This is a genomic window from Mesorhizobium sp. M8A.F.Ca.ET.057.01.1.1, from assembly GCF_003952565.1.
Taxonomy (GTDB): domain Bacteria; phylum Pseudomonadota; class Alphaproteobacteria; order Rhizobiales; family Rhizobiaceae; genus Mesorhizobium.
Map to the genome: position 1 here is coordinate 592,066 of NZ_CP034454.1, position 19,851 is coordinate 611,916.

17 protein-coding genes, 1 other RNA gene and 3 pseudogenes are annotated in these 19,851 nt (G+C 62.5%); 16 read left to right on the top strand and 5 right to left on the bottom strand.

Annotated features, from left to right (window positions below; all coding sequences use genetic code 11):
* Positions 1-88 precede the first annotated feature (88 nt).
* The 12 genes and pseudogenes from EJ077_RS02570 (at position 89) to EJ077_RS02620 (ending at position 13,718) form a co-directional block, all read left to right on the top strand.
* Positions 89-1,339: an NAD(P)/FAD-dependent oxidoreductase gene (locus EJ077_RS02570; RefSeq protein ID WP_208699388.1), complete on the top strand. Its 1,251-nt coding sequence runs from the start codon at positions 89-91 to the stop codon at positions 1,337-1,339.
* A gap of 31 nt (positions 1,340-1,370) precedes the next feature.
* Positions 1,371-2,372: a 4-hydroxyproline epimerase gene (locus tag EJ077_RS02575; protein ID WP_208699390.1), complete on the top strand. Its 1,002-nt coding sequence runs from the start codon at positions 1,371-1,373 to the stop codon at positions 2,370-2,372.
* Positions 2,373-2,707: 335 nt separating this feature from the next.
* On the top strand, positions 2,708-3,610 hold the full coding sequence (locus tag EJ077_RS02580) for a branched-chain amino acid ABC transporter permease (RefSeq protein WP_208699392.1): 903 nt from the start codon (positions 2,708-2,710) through the stop codon (positions 3,608-3,610).
* A gap of 49 nt (positions 3,611-3,659) precedes the next feature.
* A pseudogene (locus tag EJ077_RS32725) lies at positions 3,660-3,893 on the top strand (DUF3382 domain-containing protein); the annotation flags it as partial.
* A gap of 192 nt (positions 3,894-4,085) precedes the next feature.
* A pseudogene (gene livM, locus EJ077_RS02585) lies at positions 4,086-5,210 on the top strand (high-affinity branched-chain amino acid ABC transporter permease LivM); the annotation flags it as partial.
* Positions 5,210-6,703 (top strand): ATP-binding cassette domain-containing protein, encoded by a 1,494-nt coding sequence (locus tag EJ077_RS02590; protein WP_245458620.1) that lies wholly within the window; start codon positions 5,210-5,212, stop codon positions 6,701-6,703. The pseudogene livM and the gene EJ077_RS02590, both read left to right, overlap by 1 nt.
* Complete coding sequence (locus tag EJ077_RS02595) at positions 6,703-7,431, top strand: ABC transporter ATP-binding protein (protein ID WP_127276520.1); 729 nt, start codon at positions 6,703-6,705, stop codon at positions 7,429-7,431. Before EJ077_RS02590 ends, EJ077_RS02595 begins: the two co-directional genes overlap by 1 nt.
* Positions 7,432-7,447: 16 nt before the next feature.
* Positions 7,448-7,795: a DUF6867 family protein gene (locus EJ077_RS02600; protein WP_149907541.1), complete on the top strand. Its 348-nt coding sequence runs from the start codon at positions 7,448-7,450 to the stop codon at positions 7,793-7,795.
* Between the two features lie 137 nt (positions 7,796-7,932).
* Positions 7,933-9,051: a branched-chain amino acid ABC transporter substrate-binding protein gene (locus EJ077_RS02605; protein WP_208699396.1), complete on the top strand. Its 1,119-nt coding sequence runs from the start codon at positions 7,933-7,935 to the stop codon at positions 9,049-9,051.
* A gap of 287 nt (positions 9,052-9,338) precedes the next feature.
* Positions 9,339-12,797 carry a pyruvate carboxylase gene (pyc, locus tag EJ077_RS02610; RefSeq protein ID WP_208699398.1) on the top strand — a complete coding sequence of 1,153 codons (3,459 nt, stop codon included), beginning with the start codon at positions 9,339-9,341 and terminating at the stop codon, positions 12,795-12,797.
* A 162-nt stretch (positions 12,798-12,959) separates the two neighbouring features.
* Complete coding sequence (locus EJ077_RS02615; protein ID WP_140702457.1) at positions 12,960-13,220, top strand: DUF2312 domain-containing protein; 261 nt, start codon at positions 12,960-12,962, stop codon at positions 13,218-13,220.
* Positions 13,221-13,268: 48 nt separating this feature from the next.
* Complete coding sequence (locus EJ077_RS02620; RefSeq protein ID WP_208699400.1) at positions 13,269-13,718, top strand: hypothetical protein; 450 nt, start codon at positions 13,269-13,271, stop codon at positions 13,716-13,718.
* A gap of 41 nt (positions 13,719-13,759) precedes the next feature.
* Here the strand turns inward: EJ077_RS02620 and EJ077_RS02625 are convergent, their stop codons facing one another.
* Positions 13,760-14,269 carry an arsenate reductase ArsC gene (locus tag EJ077_RS02625; protein ID WP_208699402.1) on the bottom strand — a complete coding sequence of 170 codons (510 nt, stop codon included), beginning with the start codon at positions 14,267-14,269 and terminating at the stop codon, positions 13,760-13,762.
* 166 nt (positions 14,270-14,435) lie between these two features.
* Here EJ077_RS02625 and EJ077_RS02630 point away from each other — a divergent pair, with 166 nt between their 5' ends.
* On the top strand, positions 14,436-14,783 hold the full coding sequence (locus tag EJ077_RS02630) for a hypothetical protein (RefSeq protein WP_245458621.1): 348 nt from the start codon (positions 14,436-14,438) through the stop codon (positions 14,781-14,783).
* A gap of 66 nt (positions 14,784-14,849) precedes the next feature.
* On the opposite strand, the gene msrB is transcribed toward EJ077_RS02630, so the two are convergent.
* The 4 genes from msrB to EJ077_RS02650 all read right to left on the bottom strand — a co-directional run bounded on the left by msrB (position 14,850) and on the right by EJ077_RS02650 (position 17,930).
* Positions 14,850-15,254, bottom strand: coding sequence for a peptide-methionine (R)-S-oxide reductase MsrB (msrB, locus tag EJ077_RS02635; RefSeq protein ID WP_027141754.1), 405 nt, complete (start codon positions 15,252-15,254; stop codon positions 14,850-14,852).
* 104 nt (positions 15,255-15,358) lie between these two features.
* Entirely contained in the window at positions 15,359-16,549 is a 1,191-nt protein-coding gene (locus tag EJ077_RS02640) for a vWA domain-containing protein (RefSeq protein ID WP_208699404.1), read from the bottom strand.
* Between the two features lie 2 nt (positions 16,550-16,551).
* Entirely contained in the window at positions 16,552-16,998 is a 447-nt protein-coding gene (locus EJ077_RS02645) for a GNAT family N-acetyltransferase (RefSeq protein WP_208699406.1), read from the bottom strand.
* A gap of 92 nt (positions 16,999-17,090) precedes the next feature.
* On the bottom strand, positions 17,091-17,930 hold the full coding sequence (locus tag EJ077_RS02650; protein WP_127278130.1) for an AAA family ATPase: 840 nt from the start codon (positions 17,928-17,930) through the stop codon (positions 17,091-17,093).
* Between the two features lie 144 nt (positions 17,931-18,074).
* Here EJ077_RS02650 and ssrS point away from each other — a divergent pair.
* The 3 genes and pseudogenes from ssrS to EJ077_RS02665 all read left to right on the top strand — a co-directional run bounded on the left by ssrS (position 18,075) and on the right by EJ077_RS02665 (position 19,804).
* A non-coding RNA gene (gene ssrS / locus EJ077_RS02655) (6S RNA) lies at positions 18,075-18,230 on the top strand.
* A gap of 96 nt (positions 18,231-18,326) precedes the next feature.
* Positions 18,327-18,913: pseudogene (locus EJ077_RS02660) on the top strand (5-formyltetrahydrofolate cyclo-ligase).
* A gap of 66 nt (positions 18,914-18,979) precedes the next feature.
* Positions 18,980-19,804: a TIGR00282 family metallophosphoesterase gene (locus tag EJ077_RS02665; protein ID WP_208699408.1), complete on the top strand. Its 825-nt coding sequence runs from the start codon at positions 18,980-18,982 to the stop codon at positions 19,802-19,804.
* The last annotated feature ends 47 nt before the right edge of the window (positions 19,805-19,851 follow it).

Sequence of the window (19,851 nt, forward strand, 5' to 3'; positions counted from 1 at the left end):
TCCCCAGCTGGGAGAAGGTGGCCCGAAGGGCCGGATGAGGGGGCTGGCACGGAGAAGCGAGAGAGGGCGTTTTGCACTGTGCGCCGCCATGACTAACAATGCCGTAATCGACATCGCCATCATCGGCGGCGGCATCATCGGCATCTGCGCGGCGGCTTTCCTTGCCGAGGCGGGGCTGGATGTCACGGTCTTCGACCGCACTGGCATCTGCGAGGAGACGAGCTCCGGCAACGCCGCCGCCTTTGCCTTCTCCGACGTATTGCCGCTGGCCCACAAGGGTATGATCCGGCAGCTGCCGAAATGGCTCGCCGATCCACTCGGCCCGCTCAGCATTCCGCCCGCCTACCTGCCAAAGCTTCTGCCTTGGCTGATCCGGTTCTGGCGCGCCGGCGCGCCAGGGAAATACGAGGCGAGCCTGACAGCGCAGGCCGGCATGATGAAGCTTGCCGAGGCCGAATGGTGGGATCTGCTCGATCGTTCCGGCACACGGCCGATGCTGCGCGAGGACGGCTCGCTCGAGCTCTACGAAAGTGAGGCGGAATTCCGAGCGTCGCTGTCCGGCTGGGCGGCGCGCGAGCGTTTCGGCATAGGCTTCCGCCATGTCGCGGGCGAGGACCTGGCGGGCTTGCAACCGGGGCTGTCACCGCGTTTCGTCAAGGGCACCTTCGTGCCGGGATGGAAGACGGTCGCCGATCCAAAACTGCTCGGCAAGGCGGTGTGGGCTTATGCGCAGTCCAAGGGTGCCCGTTTCGAGATGGCCCGCATCGACGGGGTCGCCGCCGATCAAGATGGCGCGACGCTAACGCTGCCCGACGGCTCGACCAGGCAGGCCAGGCGCCTCGTCGTCACCGCCGGCGCCTGGTCGCATCTGCTGGCGCGGCAGCTCGGCGACCGCATTCCGCTGGAGACCGAACGCGGCTACAACACGACGCTGCCGACGAGCGCCTTCGACGTGACGCGGCAGCTGATCTTTTCCGGTCACGGCTTCGTCATCACGCCGCTCGAAACGGGACTGCGCGTCGGCGGTGCCGTCGAACTCGGCGGTATCGAGCGGCCGCCCAATTTCAACAGGTCGAAAGCGCTCTTGCGGAAGGCGCGGGAATTCCTGCCGGGGCTCGATCCCTCGGGCGGACGCGAATGGATGGGGTTCCGGCCCTCGCTGCCGGATTCGGTGCCCGTCATCGGCAAGGCGACGCGCAGCCGGTCGGTGATCTACGCCTTCGGCCATGGCCATCTCGGCCTGACCCAGGCCGCGGCAACCGGGCGGTTGATCAGGGAATTCATTCTGGGGCAGACTTCGTCCGTTGATCTGGCGCCCTTCAGCCCACAACGATTTTGATTTTTTCGGGTTTTGATTTTCGAGGAGCGACATGGCCAAGAAATCCTTCTTCTGCATCGACGGCCACACCTGCGGCAACCCGGTGCGGCTGGTCGCCGGCGGCGGTCCGTTGCTGCAGGGCTCGACGATGATGGAACGGCGCGCGCATTTCCTCGCCGAATATGACTGGATCCGCACCGGCCTGATGTTCGAGCCGCGTGGCCATGACGTGATGTCAGGGTCGATCCTCTACCCGCCGACACGCGAGGATTGCGACATCGCCATCCTGTTCATCGAGACATCAGGTTGCCTGCCCATGTGCGGGCACGGCACCATCGGCACGGTGACGATGGCCATCGAGCACGGCTTGATCAAGCCGAAGACGCCGGGTGTGCTGCGGCTCGACACGCCGGCTGGCCTGGTCATCGCCGAATACAAGCAGGTCGGCGAGTATGTCGAGGAGGTGCGCATCACCAACGTGCCGTCCTTCCTTTATGCCGAAGGGCTGACGGTCGAATGTCCTGGGCTCGGCGAGATCACCGTGGATGTTGCCTATGGCGGCAATTTCTACGCCATCGTCGAACCGCAGGCGAACTATCGCGACATGGCCGACTATTCCGCCGGCGACCTCATCGCCTGGAGCCCGGTGGTGCGGAAGCGGCTCAACGAGAAGTATTCCTTCGTGCATCCGGAGAATCCCGGCATCGCAGGGTTGTCGCACATGCTGTGGACCGGCAAGCCGACGGTCGAGGGCGCCGATGCGCGCAACGCCGTCTTCTACGGCGACAAGGCGATCGACCGCTCGCCCTGCGGCACCGGCACCTCGGCGCGCATGGCGCAGCTTCACGCCAAGGGCAAGCTCAGGGAGGGCGACGCCTTCGTCCATGAATCGATCATCGGTTCGCTGTTCAAGGGCAAGGTCGAAAAGGAGGTCGCCGCGGCGGGCAAGCCGGCGATCATCCCTTCGATCGGCGGCTGGGCGCGCATGACCGGGCTGAACACCATCTTCATCGACGACCGTGATCCATTCGCGCATGGTTTCGTGGTCAAGTAGGAGAATCCTGACCTTGGGGAAAGGAATGTGACGAAAAGACGAACCGTGTCAGGAACGCAACGATTCGTCTCATCACCTAATTTTGACGGTGATTTCTTCGAAACGGAGCGCATGATGCGGCCCAATCGTCAAAGACATTGCGTTATGCCAATGATAGGGTCCGCGATAGTCCAGGGGCCGGGTGCGAAAAAAGGGCGATCGGGAAGACGTGACTTGGAAACACGCGGAGCGGTCGAAAAAATCACGTTGCAATCCGGGCTCGAAACTTTACGACTAGGGGAAATACGAAAAGGGATGCGTCTGCATGGGCGACATTCCAGGGGAGCCATGTACACATGCAGTACTTTGTCCAGCAGCTTATCAACGGGCTGACGCTGGGATCGATCTATGGGCTGATCGCGATCGGCTACACGATGGTCTACGGCATCATCGGCATGATCAATTTCGCCCATGGCGACATCTTCATGGTGGGCGCTTTCACGGCGCTGATCGTCTTCCTCATCCTCGGCGCGCTGTTTTATTCGGTGCCCGTGGTCATCGCGCTGCTGGTCATGATGATCGTGGCGATGCTGCTCACCAGCCTCTACAATTGGACGATCGAGAAAGTGGCCTACCGGCCGCTGCGCGGTTCGTTCCGGCTGGCGCCGCTGATCACCGCCATCGGCATGTCGATCGCGCTGTCGAACTTCGTCCAGGTGACGCAAGGGCCGCGCAACAAGCCGATCCCGCCGATGGTCAGCCAAGTCTACAACATCAACGGCGTCAGCGTGTCGCTGAAGCAGATCATCATCGTCATCGTCACCGCTTTGCTGCTGGCGGTGTTCTGGTACCTGGTCAACAGGACCTCGCTTGGCCGGGCGCAACGCGCTTGCGAGCAGGACCGCAAGATGGCGGCACTGCTCGGGATCGACGTCGACCGCACCATCTCGATCACCTTCATCATGGGGGCGGCCCTTGCCGCCGTCGCCGGCACGCTGTTCCTGATGTACTACGGCGTCATCGCCTTCTCGGACGGCTTCGTGCCGGGTGTGAAAGCCTTCACGGCCGCGGTGCTTGGCGGCATCGGCTCGCTTCCGGGCGCCGTGCTCGGCGGGCTGCTGATCGGCTTCATCGAGAGCATGTGGTCGGCCTATTTCTCGATCGACTACAAGGACGTCGCCGCCTTCTCGATCCTGGCGATCGTCCTGATCTTCCTGCCTTCCGGCATATTGGGCCGGCCAGAAGTCGAAAAGGTCTGAGACCATGGCCGTAACCGTATCTCCAGAGCGCGACACCGTCGCCAGCCCCATGCAGCGCGCTCTGCGCGAGGCCTTCTATGCCGGCGCCATCGCGCTCGGCCTGTTCGTGCTCTTCATCGGCCTCAAGACCGACCAGAACATGTCCAACGAACTGGTCGTGGTGCAGCGCTGGGGCTTGCTTGCCGCGGTGGTGATCGCCACCGCAGTCGGACGCTTCCTCTACGTTGCCTATGGCCAGCCCTTCATGGCCAACCAAAAGGTCGCCAACGTGACCACCGGCCTCATGCCGGCAAGCGTGGCATCCCGCTTCTTCACCCTGCCGACCTTCATCGGAGCGGCCGTCGCCATGGTGCTGCTGTTCGTGTTCAACAGCTCTCTCGCCGGATGGATTGGGGCAGAACCGGCCGGCTATCTGCAATTCCTGCGTGCCCTGGCGCTCATCTATGTGCTGGCCTGCGTGATCTACTACTTCCGCGCCTTCATCCATGCCAACTTCACCAAATTGGGCATCTCGGCGCTGGTGCTGTACCCGATCCTCGTGGTCGCGGTGCTGTCGCTCAACGCCTGGTCGATCACCGGAGGGTTGCAGGGTTCGTTGAAATGGGTCGATAATTTCGGCATCCAGATCCTGATCTATGTGATGCTGGCCTGGGGACTGAACATCGTCGTCGGCCTCGCCGGTCTGCTTGATCTTGGCTATGTCGCTTTTTATGCGCTTGGCGCCTATGCCTATGCGCTTCTCGCCACGCATTTCGGCCTGTCGTTCTGGATATTGTTGCCCGCCGCGGGCGCCATGGCCGCGCTCTGGGGGGTGTTGCTCGGCTTTCCCGTGCTGCGCCTGCGCGGCGACTATCTGGCGATCGTGACGCTCGCCTTCGGCGAGATCATCCGCCTCGTGCTGATCAACTGGCGCGAGGTCACCAATGGGTCGGCCGGCATCTCCGGCATTCCCAAGGTCAGCTTCTTCGGCCTGATGACCTTCAACGTGTCGGACCCGAACTACATCGCCAAGGTGCTGAACATCGCCACGTCCAGCGCCTACTACAAGATCTTCCTCTACTACCTGATCCTTGGGCTCTGCCTGTTAACCGCCTTCGTCACCATCCGGCTGCGGCGCCTGCCGGTCGGCCGCGCCTGGGAAGCCTTGCGTGAGGACGAGATCGCCTGCCGCTCGCTGGGCATCAACACCACCACGACCAAGCTCACCGCCTTTGCCACCGGCGCCATGTTCGGCGGTTTTGCCGGCTCCTTCTTCGCCGCCCGGCAAGGCTTTGTCAGCCCGGAATCCTTCGTCTTCCTGGAATCGGCCATTATCCTGGCCATCGTCGTCCTTGGCGGCATGGGTTCGCTGGTCGGCATCGCCGTCGCCGCGATGGTGATGATCGGCGGCACCGAGGCGCTGCGCGAACTCGATTTCCTCAAGCAGGTCTTCGGGCCCGATTTCACACCAGAACTCTACCGCATGCTTTTGTTCGGCATGGCCATGGTCATCGTCATGCTGTGGAAGCCGCGCGGCTTCGTCGGCAGTCGTGAACCAACCGCCTTCCTCAAGGAGCGAAGGGCTGTCTCAGGCTCCTTCACCAAGGAGGGCCACGGCTGATGAATGCGACCACGCAAATGAACGACGCCATCCTGCAGGTCGAGCATCTGTCAATGAAGTTCGGCGGACTGGTTGCCATCGGCGACCTGTCCTTCACCGCCAGGCGCGGCGAAATCACCGCGCTGATCGGTCCCAACGGCGCCGGCAAGACCACGGTGTTCAATTGCATCACCGGCTTCTACAAGCCGTCGGAAGGCATGATCACGCTCAACCGGGCCGACGGTTCCAGCTACCTGCTGGAACGGTTGCCCAACCACGAGATTCCGGCGCGCGCCAAGGTGGCGCGCACCTTCCAGAACATACGCCTGTTCTCGGGCATGACGCTGCTGGAGAACCTGCTTGTCGCCCAGCATAACAAGCTGATGAAGGCTTCGGGCTATACGATCCTGGGCCTGTTCGGCTTCAGCGGCTACCGCAAGGCCTCGGCCGAATCGGTGGAGCTTGCCAAGCACTGGCTGGAAAAGGCCGATCTCGTCGATCGTGCCGACGATCCGGCAGGCGACTTACCCTATGGCGCGCAGCGGCGGCTTGAAATCGCGCGCGCCATGTGCACCGGTCCCGAGCTTCTGTGCCTCGACGAACCGGCGGCCGGCCTCAACCCGAAGGAATCGGCGGCTCTCAACGAACTGCTGATGGGAATCAAGCATACGACCGGCACCTCGATCCTCTTGATCGAGCACGACATGTCCGTGGTCATGCAGATTTCCGACCACGTCGTCGTGCTGGAATATGGCCGCAAGATCTCCGACGGCAATCCGCAGTCGGTGCGCACCGATCCGCGCGTTATCGCCGCCTATCTCGGCGTCGATGACGAGGAGGTCGAGACCGTGCTCACCGAAGTCGGCGACGAGGACGTCATCGAGCAGCTCGACATAGGGCCGGATGCCGCGCATGGCCCGGGGACATCGTCGTCATACCTGGCCGGACCAGTGAGCGACACGGTTGGACACAGCGAGGGCGAGCGCGTCACTGTGTCGAAGGGCGCCTCGAAGGCGGCGCAAGTCGATGCCCGTGTCGCGACCGTGGCGAGCAAGCCGGTGGCGGCCAAGCCGGTTCCCGCAGCCAGGCCGGCCGCGAAGACGGGGGCTACGAAGGCCGCGGCGAAGAAGCCGGCCGCCAAGGCACCGGCGGCAAAGGCCGAAGGCGTTTCGAACCGCCTAGCTGCCCCCCGTGGCGGCAAGGCCGACAATCTGACCCGCATCAAAGGCATCGGTACGGTCAACGAGAAGAAGCTCAACGAACACGGTATCTTCCACTTCGACCAGATCGGCGCCTGGAAGAAGTCTGACGTCGAGGCGGTCGAGGCCTATCTCGCCTTTGACGGGCGCATCGCGCGCGAGGAATGGGTCAAGCAGGCGAAGCTGCTCGGTCAGGGCAAGGATACCGAATTCTCGCGCCGCGTCGACGCGGGCAAGGTGGCGACGAGTCATGCGTCCGGCAAGGCCGCGAGCACAGGCAAGCCCGGTCAGGGCAAGCGTGGAGGGGGCAAGTGATGGCCACGACAACGCTGCTCGATATCAAGGGCGTGGAGACCTATTACGGCAACATCCGGGCGCTGAACGGCGTCAACGTCACCGTCAAGCAAGGGGAGATCGTGGCGCTGATCGGCGCCAACGGCGCCGGCAAGTCGACGCTGATGATGACCATCTTCGGGGCTCCACGCGCCCGCACCGGCACCATCACCTTCGCCGGGACCGATATCACCCAGCTGCCGACGCATGAAATCGCACGCATGCGCATTGCCCAGTCACCCGAGGGCCGGCGCATCTTCCCGCGCATGACGGTGATGGAAAACCTGCAGATGGGCGCCAGCCTCGACAACCTCAAATACTATGGCGAGGACGTCGAGAAGGTGTTCACGCTGTTCCCCAGACTGAAGGAGCGCATCGCCCAGCGTGGCGGCACCTTGTCGGGCGGCGAACAGCAGATGCTGTCGATCGGACGCGCGTTGATGGCGCGGCCGAAACTGCTGCTGCTCGACGAGCCGTCGCTGGGTCTGGCGCCGCTGATCGTCAAGCAGATCTTCGATGCCATCCGCGAATTGAACCGCACCCAAGGGCTGACCGTGTTCCTGGTCGAGCAGAACGCGTTCGGCGCGCTCAAGCTCGCCACGCGCGGCTATGTCATGGTCAACGGCAATGTGACGATGAGCGGTACCGGCAAGGAGCTGCTCGCCAATCCGGAAGTGCGCGCCGCCTATCTCGAAGGCGGACATCACTGAGTTCAGGAGACTTCCCATGCAAGGCATTCTCTACGAGGAACCGTCGATCTGGCAGTTCTTCTTCGTCACCTGCCTGCTCGGCGGCTGGGCGGCATGGATGACCGGCAAGGCCAGCGCCCAGACATGGCGCAGCTTCATCCAGCTGTTTGCCTATTTGCTCGGGCTCGGCATCGGCATCCGCTTCATCCATCACGCGCTGTTCGACGGTACGATGTTCTCACTGCATTACTATATCGTCGACACAATCGTGCTGATGATACTGGGCTTTGTTGGCTATCAATACACGCGAACCAACCAGATGGTCACGCAATATAATTGGCTCTACGAAAGAGCTTCGCTTTTGAGCTGGAAACCGAAAGGTTGACGTTCATCATAAACGCCGTTTCTGGGATGAATCGGCGTGACAAGTGCCTGAAAATGGGCAAACTATGCTTTCTGCGATAAGGGTGGGCATCGCATGAAAGCTTCATCCACGCCCACTCCGTTAATGGGAGCGTTTCAATGAAAAAGTCACTATTGTCCGCCGTCGCCCTGACCGCGCTCGTCGCGTTCGGCGGCAATGCGTGGGCTGATGTAATGTTCGGTGTTGCCGGTCCGATCACCGGCCCGAACGCGGCCTTCGGCGCACAGCTGCAGAAGGGCGCCGAAGCGGCCGTCGCCGCGATCAATGCCAAGGGCGGCATCAATGGCGAGCAGATCAAGCTCGAAGTCGGTGACGATGTCTCCGATCCGAAGCAGGGCATCTCGGTCGCCAACAAGTTCGTCGGCGACGGCGTCAAGTTTGTGATCGGCCACTTCAACTCCGGCGTGTCGATCCCGGCCTCCGAAGTCTACGCCGAAAACAACATCGTCGAAATCACGCCGGCCGCAACCAACCCGAAGTTCACCGAGCGCGGCCTGTGGAATGTGTTCCGTACCTGCGGACGCGACGACCAGCAGGGCAGCATCGCCGGCGCCTATATCGCCGCGAACTTCAAGGATGCCAAAGTCGCCGTGATCCACGACAAGACCCCTTATGGCCAGGGCCTCGCGGACGAGACCAAGAAGGCGATGAATGCCGCCGGCATCAAGGAAGTGATGTATGAAGGCGTCAATGTCGGCGACAAGGACTTCTCGGCGCTGATCGCCAAGATGAAGGAAGCCGGCGTCACCCTGATCTACTGGGGAGGCCTGCACACCGAAGCCGGCCTGATCATCCGTCAATCCGCGGACCAGGGCCTCAAGGCCCCGATGATGTCGGGTGACGGCATCGTGACGGACGAACTCGCCGCGATCGCGGGCGATGCCGTCGCCGGCACGCTCAACACGTTCGGCCCCGACCCGCGCCTGATCCCGGCCAACAAGGAACTGGTCGAGAAGTTCCGCGCGCAGGGTTTCGAGCCGGAAGCCTACACGCTCTACGCCTACGCAGCCGTGCAGGTGGTCGCAGAGGCGGCAGCCGCCGCCAAGACGAACGATCCGCAGGCTGTCGCCAAGGCGATGCATGAAAGCGGCCCGTTCCCCACCGTCCTGGGCGATCTCGCCTATGACGCCAAGGGCGATCCGAAGCTCCCGGGCTACATCATGTACGAATGGAAGAAGAAGGACGACGGCAAGTATTCCTGGTTCCCGAAGTCGTAATTCATTCGGATCCGAAACCAACGATGCCCGGCGCCTCGCGCCGGGCATTTTCTTTGACGCGGGCCGGCGCCGTGATATCCCCTGCCCGCGTTCCTTAGCCGGCAAGATCGCATCCAGGATCGAAATTGTCGCCATTGTTCGGCCCCTTGCGAACGAATGCATGCGAGTGTTGACCGAATAATTGATTTAAATCGGTTTAAATCAACGTCGATTTTGTTTGCACTGCAGCATTTTCACGCTAATCATTGCCCCGATTTCCTGTCCCTTCCGCTGCTGGAGCCCAGTCCTTGGCCATCACGAAGATCCTCGTCGCCAACCGGTCAGAAATCGCCATCCGCGTCTTTCGCGCGGCCAATGAGCTGGGTCTCAAAACCGTGGCGATCTGGGCCGAGGAAGACAAATACTCACTGCACCGCTTCAAGGCCGACGAAAGCTACCAGGTCGGGCGCGGTCCGCATCTCAACAAGGACATGGGGCCGATCGAGAGCTATCTGTCGATCGAGGAGGTGATCCGCGTCGCCAGGCTTTCAGGCGCCGTCGCCATCCACCCCGGCTACGGGCTGCTGTCGGAAAGCCCCGAATTCGCCGAGGCCTGCGCGCAGGCAGGCATCACCTTCATTGGTCCGAAGCCCGACACGATGCGGCGGCTGGGCAACAAGGTCGCCGCGCGCAATCTCGCTATCGAGGTCGGCGTGCCCGTGGTGCCGGCCACCAATCCGTTGCCGGACGATATGGAGGCGGTCAAGGAACTCGCCAAGACGGTCGGTTATCCGGTCATGCTCAAGGCTTCGTGGGGTGGCGGCGGGCGCGGCATGCGCGCCATCCGTTCCGAGGCCGACCTCGCCCGCGAGGTCATGGAAGGCAAGCGCGAGGCGAAAGCCGCCTTCGGCAAGGACGAGGTCTATCTCGAAAAGCTGATCGAGCGCGCCCGCCATGTCGAAGTGCAGGTGCTTGGCGACACGCATGGCAATGCCGTGCATTTGTTCGAGCGCGACTGCTCGATCCAGCGCCGCAACCAGAAGGTCGTCGAGCGCGCGCCGGCGCCCTACCTCAGCGAGGACCTGCGCCAGGAACTTTGCGGCTATGCGCTGAAGATCGCGCGCGAGACCAGCTATATCGGCGCCGGCACCGTCGAATTCCTGCAGGATGCCGATACCGGCAAGTTCTATTTCATCGAGGTCAATCCGCGCATCCAGGTCGAGCACACCGTGACCGAGATGGTGACCGGCATCGACATCGTGAAGGCGCAGATCCACATCCTCGACGGCTTCGCCATCGGCACGCCGGAATCGGGTGTGCCGGCGCAGCGGGACATCCGGCTGAACGGCCATGCCTTGCAGTGCCGCATCACCACGGAAGATCCCGAACACAATTTCATTCCGGACTATGGCCGCATCACCGCCTATCGCGGCGCCACCGGCTTCGGCATCCGCCTCGATGGCGGCACGGCCTATTCCGGCGCGGTCATCACCCGCTTCTACGATCCGCTGCTGGAGAAGGTGACGGCCTGGGCGCCGACACCGGCCGAGACGATCGCCCGCATGAACCGCGCCTTGCGCGAATTCCGCATCCGCGGTGTCGCCACCAACCTCACCTTCCTCGAAGCGATCATCAATCACCCGAGCTTCGCCGACAATTCCTATACCACCAAGTTCATCGACACGACGCCGGAGCTGTTCCAGCAGGTCAAGCGCCAGGATCGCGCCACCAAGCTGCTCAACTATCTGGCCGACGTCAGCGTCAACGGCCATCCGGAGACGCGCGGCCGGCCGACGCCAAAGGCGGACGCGGCGCCGCCCGTGGTGCCCTATCTCAATGGCAATGTGCCGAGCGGCAGCAAGCAGAAGCTCGACGTGCTCGGGCCGGAGAAGTTCGCCGCCTGGACGCGCGAGCAGAAGGAAGTGCTGGTCACTGACACGACGATGCGCGACGGCCACCAGTCGCTGCTGGCGACCCGCGTGCGCACTCATGACATTGCCGGCATCGCCGGCACCTATGCGCGCGCGCTGCCGCAGCTCCTGTCGCTCGAATGCTGGGGCGGCGCCACTTTCGACGTCGCCATGCGCTTCCTCACCGAGGATCCATGGGAGCGGCTGTCGCTGGTGCGGGAAGCAGCCCCCAACCTGTTGCTGCAGATGCTGCTGCGCGGCGCCAACGGCGTCGGCTACACCAATTACCCCGATAATGTCGTGCAGCATTTCGTCAAGCAGGCAGCGGCGGGCGGCATCGACCTGTTCCGCGTCTTCGACTGCCTGAACTGGGTCGAGAACATGCGTGTCGCCATGGACGCCGTGGGCGCCGAGGGCAAGCTGATCGAAGCGGCGATGTGCTATACAGGCGACATTCTCGATCCGGCGCGGGCCAAGTACGACCTCAAATATTATGTCGGGCTGGCCAGCGAATTGCAGGCCGCCGGCGCCCATATCATCGCGGTCAAGGACATGGCTGGCCTGTTGAAGCCGAGTGCCGCCCGCGTGCTCTTCAAGGCGCTGCGCGAGGCGACCGACCTGCCGATCCATTTCCACACCCACGACACATCGGGCCTGTCGGCGGCAACCGTGCTGGCGGCGGTGGAAAGCGGCGTCGACGCCATCGACGCGGCGATGGACGCCTTTTCCGGCAACACCTCGCAGCCGTGTCTGGGTTCGATCGTCGAAGCGCTGAAGGGCACCGAACGCGATCCGGGCCTCGACCCGCAATGGATCCGGAAAATCTCGTTCTACTGGGAAGCGGTGCGCAACCAGTACGCCGCCTTCGAAAGCGACCTGAAGGGACCGGCGTCGGAGGTCTACCTGCACGAAATGCCGGGCGGGCAGTTCACCAACCTCAAGGAACAGGCGCGTTCGCTCGGGCTTGAGACACGCTGGCACGAAGTGGCGCAGACCTATCATGACGTCAACCTGATGTTCGGCGACATCGTCAAGGTGACGCCGTCCTCGAAGGTCGTCGGCGACATGGCGCTGATGATGGTGAGCCAGGACCTGACCGTTGCCGATGTCGAGAATCCGGCCCGCGACATCGCCTTCCCGGACTCGGTCGTCTCGATGCTGCGCGGCGACCTCGGCCAGTCCCCGGGCGGCTGGCCGCAGGCGCTGCAGAAGAAGGCACTGAAGGGCGACAAGCCGATCACGGCGCGGCCCGGTTCGTTGCTCAAGCCGGCCGACCTCAAGAAGAGCCGCAAGGAGATCGAGGAAAAGCTCGAGCGCAAGCTGTCGGAATACGAGTTCGCCTCGTGGCTGATGTATCCGAAGGTGTTTTCCGATTTCGTCGCCGCCCAGGAAACCTACGGCCCGGTCAGCGTTCTGCCGACGCCGACCTATTTCTACGGCATGAAATCGGAAGATGAGATTTTCGTCGACATCGAAAAGGGCAAGACCTTGGTCGTGCGCTGCCAGGCGTTCGGCGATGTCGATGACAAGGGCATGGTCACCGTGTTCTTCGAGCTCAACGGCCAGCCGCGGCGTGTGAAGGTGCCCGACCGCGCGCATGGCGCTTCCGCCGCCAAGGCGCGTCGCAAGGCCGAGCCCGGCAACGAGGCGCATGTCGGGGCGCCGATGCCGGGTGTGGTTTCGGCGCTCGCGGTTGCCGCCGGCCAGGCGGTCAAGGCGGGCGACGTGCTGCTCTCCATCGAAGCGATGAAGATGGAGACGGCATTGCATGCCGAGCGCGATGGCACGGTCGCCGAGGTGTTGGTCAAGGCCGGCGACCAGATCGATGCGAAGGATCTCCTGATCGCGTTCAACTGAGAGTTCGCAAGGAACAGGCAGGTTGTCGGCTTCTGGCGGCAGCCCTTGGCGAGGCTGTCGATAACGGCTTGACCCGCCGGCCCCGGTCGGGCATCGAACCGCTGAAATTCGCCGCGGCACGTTCCCCGAGTCGCGGCGCGGAACCGATCTTTGGAGAATAACATGGCCGACGATATCACCGAGACCAGCCAGACTGTTGCCGCCGGCCAGCTGCGTGCCTTGATCGAGCGCATCGAGCGGCTCGAGGAAGAAAAGAAGACAATTTCCGACGACATCAAGGAAGTCTTCGCCGAGGCCAAGGGTACCGGCTTCGACACCAAGGCAATCCGCACCATCATCCGTCTGCGCAAGAAGGACCAGGCCGAGCGCCAGGAGGAGGATGCTATCCTCGATCTGTACATGGCCGCGCTCGGCATGGAGTAAGGCCCACGGCCGGCGCCCGATGCGGTTGCCGGAGACACGGTTCGAACCATGAGCGAATTCGACTTCGGCGGCCGTCGCGCCTCGGAATTCCGCCATCGCGGCTTCTGGTCGCTGTTTGCCGAACGGCATCCGGAAGAAAGAGCCCGGCTGGCGCGGCGCGGACCTTGGTTCTGGCAGCGCGGGCTGCCAGATTTCGCTTTGGTGGTTTCGATGTATGTCGCGCCGGCGCAGAGCCATGTCGGCGTCTTCTTCGGCCGCAACGAGAAGTTCGGCGCCACGCAAAGCTGGTCGCGGCTGAAGCCGTTCCAGCCGGCGATCGAGGACAGGCTGAGGCTCAGGCCGGAACAAAGCTGCGAAGGCCTTGGCATCAATTCGATGTGGCGGGTCAATTGCTATGCCGAGGACAACTGGCCGGCGATGACCGACTGGCTGGTCGTTGAGGCATCACGGATCGAGCGCGCCGTCGTCGCCGTCCTGCAGAACGATGCGCGGCCGTAAATCCGGATGCCACCCGCCTCTTTTGCGCGGCTGGAAGGCTTTCAGCCCTGCTGCGGCTGATGACGGCCGATTTCGTCCAAATGTTGCTGCAAAGCCGGATGATCGAGCGACGCTATCGGCAGGTTCGTCAGCAATGCGATGCGGTTGTTCATCATGCGATAGGCGTCGGCGAAGGCGAGGTGCCGTTCGGCGTCCGTGCCACCCGCCATCGCAGGATCCGGCACTGCCCACAGTGCGGTCATCGGATGACCGGGCCAGTCCGGTAGGCTTTCATTGGCCGTGCTGTCACAGACTGTGAAAACGAAGTTCATCGCCGGCGCGCCAGGTCCGGAAAATTCGTCCCAGCTCTTCGAGCGGGCGAACGACGTATCGTAGTTCAGGCTCTCCAGCAGCTGAAGCGCATAGGGGTTGACGGTGCCTTTCGGCCGTGCGCCTGCGGAATAGCCCTTGAAGCGGCCAGTTCCGACCCGGTTCAAGATGGCTTCGCCCATGATCGAGCGGGCCGAGTTGGCGTTGCAAAGAAAGAGAACGTTGTAGACTTGATCGCTCATGCCGAACCCCTCTGTGTTTGCGTTGCAAATGACAGAATGCGATACGGGTCACAGGTCTGGGATCGTACACGTCCCGGCGGCGGATTCTGCATCGTTCGCGGCAATTCTAGTGGCGTTCCGCTGTTGGTGCAGTCGAGACCTTTGGCGCCGTACAAACGAGGCTCGATTGGTTGATGACCTTGATCCGACGGGCGCCGCACCTGTGAAAACGAACCGCAAAGCCGGGTTCTTCCGCGCACGCTGGCAGCAAGACGTGCCGGGCGACCGATTGTTCTGGCGCGATATGATGATGGTCGGCACCGCCATCAACATCGCGTCTTCGGCTTTGGCGCTTGTGCTGCTCGGGCTGAAGCTGCCGCTTGGGGTGGTGCTGGCGGTGCATTTCGCGCCGGTGCCCTACAACATCTTTCTCACTCTCGCCGTCTGGCGGACCGCTGAGAAATCCGCAGGCGCCAAGGCCTCGTTCATGATGCTGGGTTCCGCGCTCTGGTTGATCGCGACGGTCGTCGTCTGAGGGAGGCATCCGCTTACGAAAAAGGGCGGCAGGAGCCGCCCTTTGCGAGAGATGTTGACGCCTTGCTCAGGCCGCTGGCTCGAATTTCAGCGCCACGCCGTTGATGCAGTAGCGCAAGCCGGTCGGCGGCGGGCCGTCCTCGAAGACATGGCCGAGATGGCTGCCGCAACGAGAGCAGTGGCACTCGGTACGGACCATGCCGTAGCTGCGGTCAACGGTGTTCTCGACCGAGCCCGGAACGGGATCGTTGAAGCTCGGCCAGCCGGTGCCGCTTTCGAACTTCAGCGTGGATTGGAACAGCGGCTGGTCGCAGCCGACGCAGGAAAACGTGCCGGCACGCTTCTCATAGAGCAGGGCGCAGCTTCCTGGCCGCTCGGTGCCGTGGTTGCGCATGACGGCATATTGCTCCGGCGTCAGCCGGGCGCGCCATTCGGCATCGGTGCGGGTGACGGGGTAGGTGTGGGTGTCCATTTGATCTCCTCAGCCTTGTCGGCTCGTTCTTGGTTGCAACCGGGTATTCGGCTGAAGATAGGCGTTTGTTACACATCTGCCCAGCCCCGAGCACTTCGGACATCTCAATGTCTGCGCGACAATTGCCTGGTGGCGCCTTCCAATCCGGACAGCGTCAGCGGGAACATGCGGCCGCCGAAGATGTCGCGAATCATGGCGATGGAATGCGTAAAGCCCCAATTCCTTTCACTCTCCGGATTCAGCCATACCGCGTTCGGCCATTGCTGCAGGAGCCGGCCAAGCCAAACGGCTCCGGCCTCGGGGTTCCAGTGTTCCACCGAACCGCCGGGGTGGGCGATCTCGTAAGGGCTCATCGAGGCATCGCCGACGATGATGACCTTATAGTCGGGGCCATATTTGTGGATGAGGTCAAAGGTCGGAATCACCTCGGCATGGCGGCGGCGATTGTCCTTCCACACGCCTTCGTAGAGGCAGTTGTGGAAATAAAAATATTCGAGCTGGCGGAATTCGGCGCGAGCCGCCGAAAACAGCTCCTCGACGCTTTTGATATGATCGTCCATCGAGCCGCCGACATCGAAGAACATCAGGAGCTTCACCGCACTGCGGCGCTCGGGCCGTGTCCGGACGTCGAGATAACCGTGCTCGGCGGTGGCGTGGATGGTGCCGGGCAGGTCGAACTCTTCCTCGGCGCCTTCGCGCACCCAGCGGCGCAGACGCTTCAGCGCAATCTTGATGTTGCGGGTGCCGAGTTCGACGGCATCGTCGAAATTCCTGAATTCGCGCTTGTCCCAGACTTTTACCGCGCGCCGGTTGCGGCTTTCGTGCTGGCCGATGCGCACGCCTTCGGGGTTGTAGCCATAGGCGCCGAAGGGCGAGGTGCCGCCCGTGCCGATCCATTTCGAGCCGCCCTGGTGGCGGCCCTTCTGTTCCTCGAGCCGTTGCTTCAGCGTCTCCATCAGCTTGTCGAAGCCGCCAAGCGCCTCGACCAGTTTTTTCTCCTCCTCGGTCAGGTGCTTTTCGGCGAGCCGGCGCAGCCATTCCTCGGGAATATCAGCGACGTCGACCGCATCCGGTCCGCCCAGCGCCTCGATGCCCTTGAAGACATGCGCGAACACCTGATCGAAGCGGTCTATATGGCGCTCGTCCTTCACCAAAGCGGCGCGGGCCAGGTAATAAAAACCCTCGACGTCATAATCGACAAGCCCGGCTTCCAGCCCTTCCAGCAGAGAGAGGTATTCCCTGAGCGAAACGGGAACGCGCGCTGCCTTCAGTTCAAGGAAGAATGGGATGAACATGGCTACAACAGATCATACTCGATAAAGCCGGTCCTGCGCGCCACATGGTCGTAGAGCTTGCGCGCGGTGGCGTTGGTTTCGTGCGTCATCCAGTAGACGTTCTTCACGCCGATCTTGCCGGCTTCCTCCTTCACCGCTTCGATCAGGGCAGCACCGATGCCCTTGCCGCGCACATCCGGGTCGGCGAACAGATCCTGCAGGTAGCAATTGTTTTTCTCCGACCAGCCGGAGCGGTGGTAGAGATAGTGGGTAAGGCCGACGGCCTTGCCGTCGAGGGTAGCTATAAAACCCTTCGGCTCGAATTCGCCTGTCGTGAATAGCCGTTTCCAGGTGATCGCGTAGACCTCTTCCGGCAGCTTGGTTTCATAGAAGGTCAGATAATCAGTCCACAAGCGGCGCCAGTCAGCGTGGTCGGATTGCACGAACGGGCGGACAACAATCTCAGACATTCTATCTCCTCCGAAGGGTTCTGGCCGATGCTGACGTGCTCCTCGGGCTGCCGCAACGGTCCAGAAGCGGGGAAAGCGCTACTGCTGCCTTGCTATTGCTGCCGTCTGGCCATGAAGGCCAGCCGCTCGAACAGATGCACATCCTGTTCGTTCTTCAGCAGGGCGCCATGCAGCTTGGGCAGCGCGTTCTTGGCGTCAGCGCGCAAATCCTCGGGCGCGATGTCGTCGGCGACCAGCAGACGGATCCAGTCCAATGCCTCCGATGTCGACGGCTTCTTCTTCAAGCCCGGCACGTCGCGGATTTCGTAGAACTGGGTGAGGGCCGCGCGCACCAGGTTCTGCTTGATGCCGGGATAATGGACATCGACGATCCTGTGCAGCGTATCGACGTCTGGAAAGCGGATATAATGGAAGAAGCAGCGGCGCAGGAAGGCGTCCGGCAGTTCCTTCTCGTTGTTGGAGGTGATGATGACGATGGGGCGCACGGCGGCGCGGATGGTCTCGCCGGTCTCGTAGACGAAAAACTCCATCCGATCGAGTTCCTGCAGGAGATCGTTGGGGAACTCGATGTCTGCCTTGTCGATCTCGTCGATGAGAAGCACGACCTTCTTGCCAGCCGCGAACGCCTCCCAAAGCTTGCCGCGCTTGATGTAGTTCTTGATGTCGTTGAACCTGACATCGCCGAGCTGGCTGTCGCGTAGCCGCGACACGGCATCGTATTCGTAAAGACCTTGCTGCGCCCGTGTCGTCGACTTGACATGCCATTCGATGAGGTCGAGGCCGAGTGCCGCCGCCACCTGCCGGGCAAGTTCCGTCTTGCCGGTGCCGGGCTCGCCCTTGACCAGCAGTGGCCGTTCCAGCGCGATCGCCGCGTTGACCGCCACCATCAGATCCTTGTCGGCGACATAGGCCGCCGTGCCTTCGAAACGCATTTTTGCTCCTTGGTTCATTCCGGGAACCGTAAGGAGGCCCTCCGGTCCGCGCAAGGGCGGGTCTGCAGAGGCGATGATGCCGACCGGTGCGGAAAGAGCGCCGTCTCTCTGGCGCTTGGGCCACCATCGGCCTATATTGATCGAGGCGGTCTGCGCTTCCCGGCAGGAGACACTTTTCCCCGGGGCCTTAACGATCCTTAGGGAGCTGTCCCTGGGAAGACCCGTGGGTTTTCTCACACGGCGCCCACCTACTTTGTAGGCACCCGGGATCGACCTCTCCACCGGTTGTGTGGACCGTCACTTGTCGCAAGGCGTCCACCCATCATGGTGGATGATGCGGTGGAAAACGTCGCGCTTGAGACCTCACGCAGCTCTGACCTTTTCTACCTTGGACGCATGACCCCTCCCAAAGACCTGAAAAAGCAGCTGCGCCTCGAGGCACTCGCTCGCCGCGACGCGCTGGATGAATTCTGGCGGGTCGAGGCCGCGCTCGAAATGGCGGAGACGGCGCGCGACCATCTGGAGATCGGGCCTGGCCAGATCGTCTCCGGTTTCTGGCCGATGCGCTCGGAGGTCGATGTCAGGCCGCTGATGTTCGCCTTGCGTGAGCAGGGCGCACGGCTCTGCCTGCCTGCCATTCTCGACAAGACCACCATCGTCTTTCGCGAACTGGTGCGAGGCGCGCCGATGGTTGACATGGGCTTTGGCACGGTCGGACCGCACGCGGAGGCCGAGGTTCTCGACCCCTCGGTCATGCTGGTGCCGCTCGCCGCCTTCGATGCACGCGGCCACCGCATCGGTTATGGCGCCGGCTATTACGATCGCGCGATCGCGAAGCTTGTCGACAAGGGCATACGCCCCGGCTGATCGGCATCGCCTTCGACTGCCAGGAGGTGGCGCGGGTGCCGGACGAGAACCACGACGTGGTCATTCCGGAAATACTAACCGAGAGTGGGTTGCGCCGCTTCGCACCGCAATTGTAGATAGATTTTGTCATGCATGATCTCTCGCGGAAAGTCATGCAACACTGACTTTCGGTTTGGGATCCCATGAGACTTCTTTTCCTCGGTGACATGGTCGGCAAGACAGGGCGCACGGCGGTGTGGGAACAACTGCCTGGACTGATCTCGGACTTCAAACTCGACTTCGTCATCGTCAATGGCGAGAATGCCGCCGGCGGCTTCGGCATCACCGAAGAGATCTTTCGGGAGACCATCGCCGCGGGCGCCGATGTCGTCACCACCGGCAACCATGTCTGGGATCAGCGCGATGCGCTGGCCTTCGCGCCGCGCGAGCAACGTTTCCTGCGGCCCTCCAATTTTCCCAAGGGCACGCCCGGTCGCGGCTCCGGCGTCTACATCGCCAAAAACGGTGCGCGCGTGCTGGTCGCCAACATAATGGGCCGGGTGTTCATGCATCCCGAGCTCGACGATCCGTTCCAGGCCGGCGAGCGTGAGCTTGCAGCCTGTCCGCTCGGCGAGCAGGCCGATGCGGTGATCATCGACTTCCATGCGGAAGCGACCTCGGAGAAAATGTGCTTCGCGCATTTCGTCGATGGCCGCGCCAGCCTGGTCGTCGGCACCCACACCCATCAGCCGACCGCGGACCACCAGATCCTCAATGGCGGCACCGGCTATCTGTCGGATGCCGGCATGTGCGGCGATTATGATTCCTCGCTCGGCATGGACAAAGAGGAACCACTCAACCGGTTCCTGTCGAAAGTGCCAAAGGGGCGCTTCGAAGCTGCGACCGGCCCGGCGACCTTGTGTGGGGTCGGTGTCAATATTTCCGATCGTACCGGACTGACTGAGAAGATCGCGCCGTTTCGTCGCGGGCCGAGACTGGAAGAAACGGTCCCGTCCTTCTGGTCGTGACATTGATATAGGCCCGCGCAGTACCTAACTGCCGACGACATCTGCTT

Coding starts and splice junctions, on each gene's coding strand:
- EJ077_RS02590 (WP_245458620.1), top strand. CDS start 5,210: ATGAATGCGACCACGCAAATGAACGACGCCATCCTGCAGGTCGAGCAT.
- EJ077_RS02615 (WP_140702457.1), top strand. CDS start 12,960: ATGGCCGACGATATCACCGAGACCAGCCAGACTGTTGCCGCCGGCCAG.
- EJ077_RS02595 (WP_127276520.1), top strand. CDS start 6,703: ATGGCCACGACAACGCTGCTCGATATCAAGGGCGTGGAGACCTATTAC.
- EJ077_RS02625 (WP_208699402.1), bottom strand. CDS start 14,269: ATGAGCGATCAAGTCTACAACGTTCTCTTTCTTTGCAACGCCAACTCG.
- EJ077_RS02575 (WP_208699390.1), top strand. CDS start 1,371: ATGGCCAAGAAATCCTTCTTCTGCATCGACGGCCACACCTGCGGCAAC.
- EJ077_RS02640 (WP_208699404.1), bottom strand. CDS start 16,549: ATGTTCATCCCATTCTTCCTTGAACTGAAGGCAGCGCGCGTTCCCGTT.
- EJ077_RS02665 (WP_208699408.1), top strand. CDS start 18,980: ATGAGACTTCTTTTCCTCGGTGACATGGTCGGCAAGACAGGGCGCACG.
- msrB (WP_027141754.1), bottom strand. CDS start 15,254: ATGGACACCCACACCTACCCCGTCACCCGCACCGATGCCGAATGGCGC.
- EJ077_RS02600 (WP_149907541.1), top strand. CDS start 7,448: ATGCAAGGCATTCTCTACGAGGAACCGTCGATCTGGCAGTTCTTCTTC.
- EJ077_RS02580 (WP_208699392.1), top strand. CDS start 2,708: ATGCAGTACTTTGTCCAGCAGCTTATCAACGGGCTGACGCTGGGATCG.
- EJ077_RS02605 (WP_208699396.1), top strand. CDS start 7,933: ATGAAAAAGTCACTATTGTCCGCCGTCGCCCTGACCGCGCTCGTCGCG.
- EJ077_RS02620 (WP_208699400.1), top strand. CDS start 13,269: ATGAGCGAATTCGACTTCGGCGGCCGTCGCGCCTCGGAATTCCGCCAT.
- EJ077_RS02645 (WP_208699406.1), bottom strand. CDS start 16,998: ATGTCTGAGATTGTTGTCCGCCCGTTCGTGCAATCCGACCACGCTGAC.
- EJ077_RS02570 (WP_208699388.1), top strand. CDS start 89: ATGACTAACAATGCCGTAATCGACATCGCCATCATCGGCGGCGGCATC.
- EJ077_RS02650 (WP_127278130.1), bottom strand. CDS start 17,930: ATGCGTTTCGAAGGCACGGCGGCCTATGTCGCCGACAAGGATCTGATG.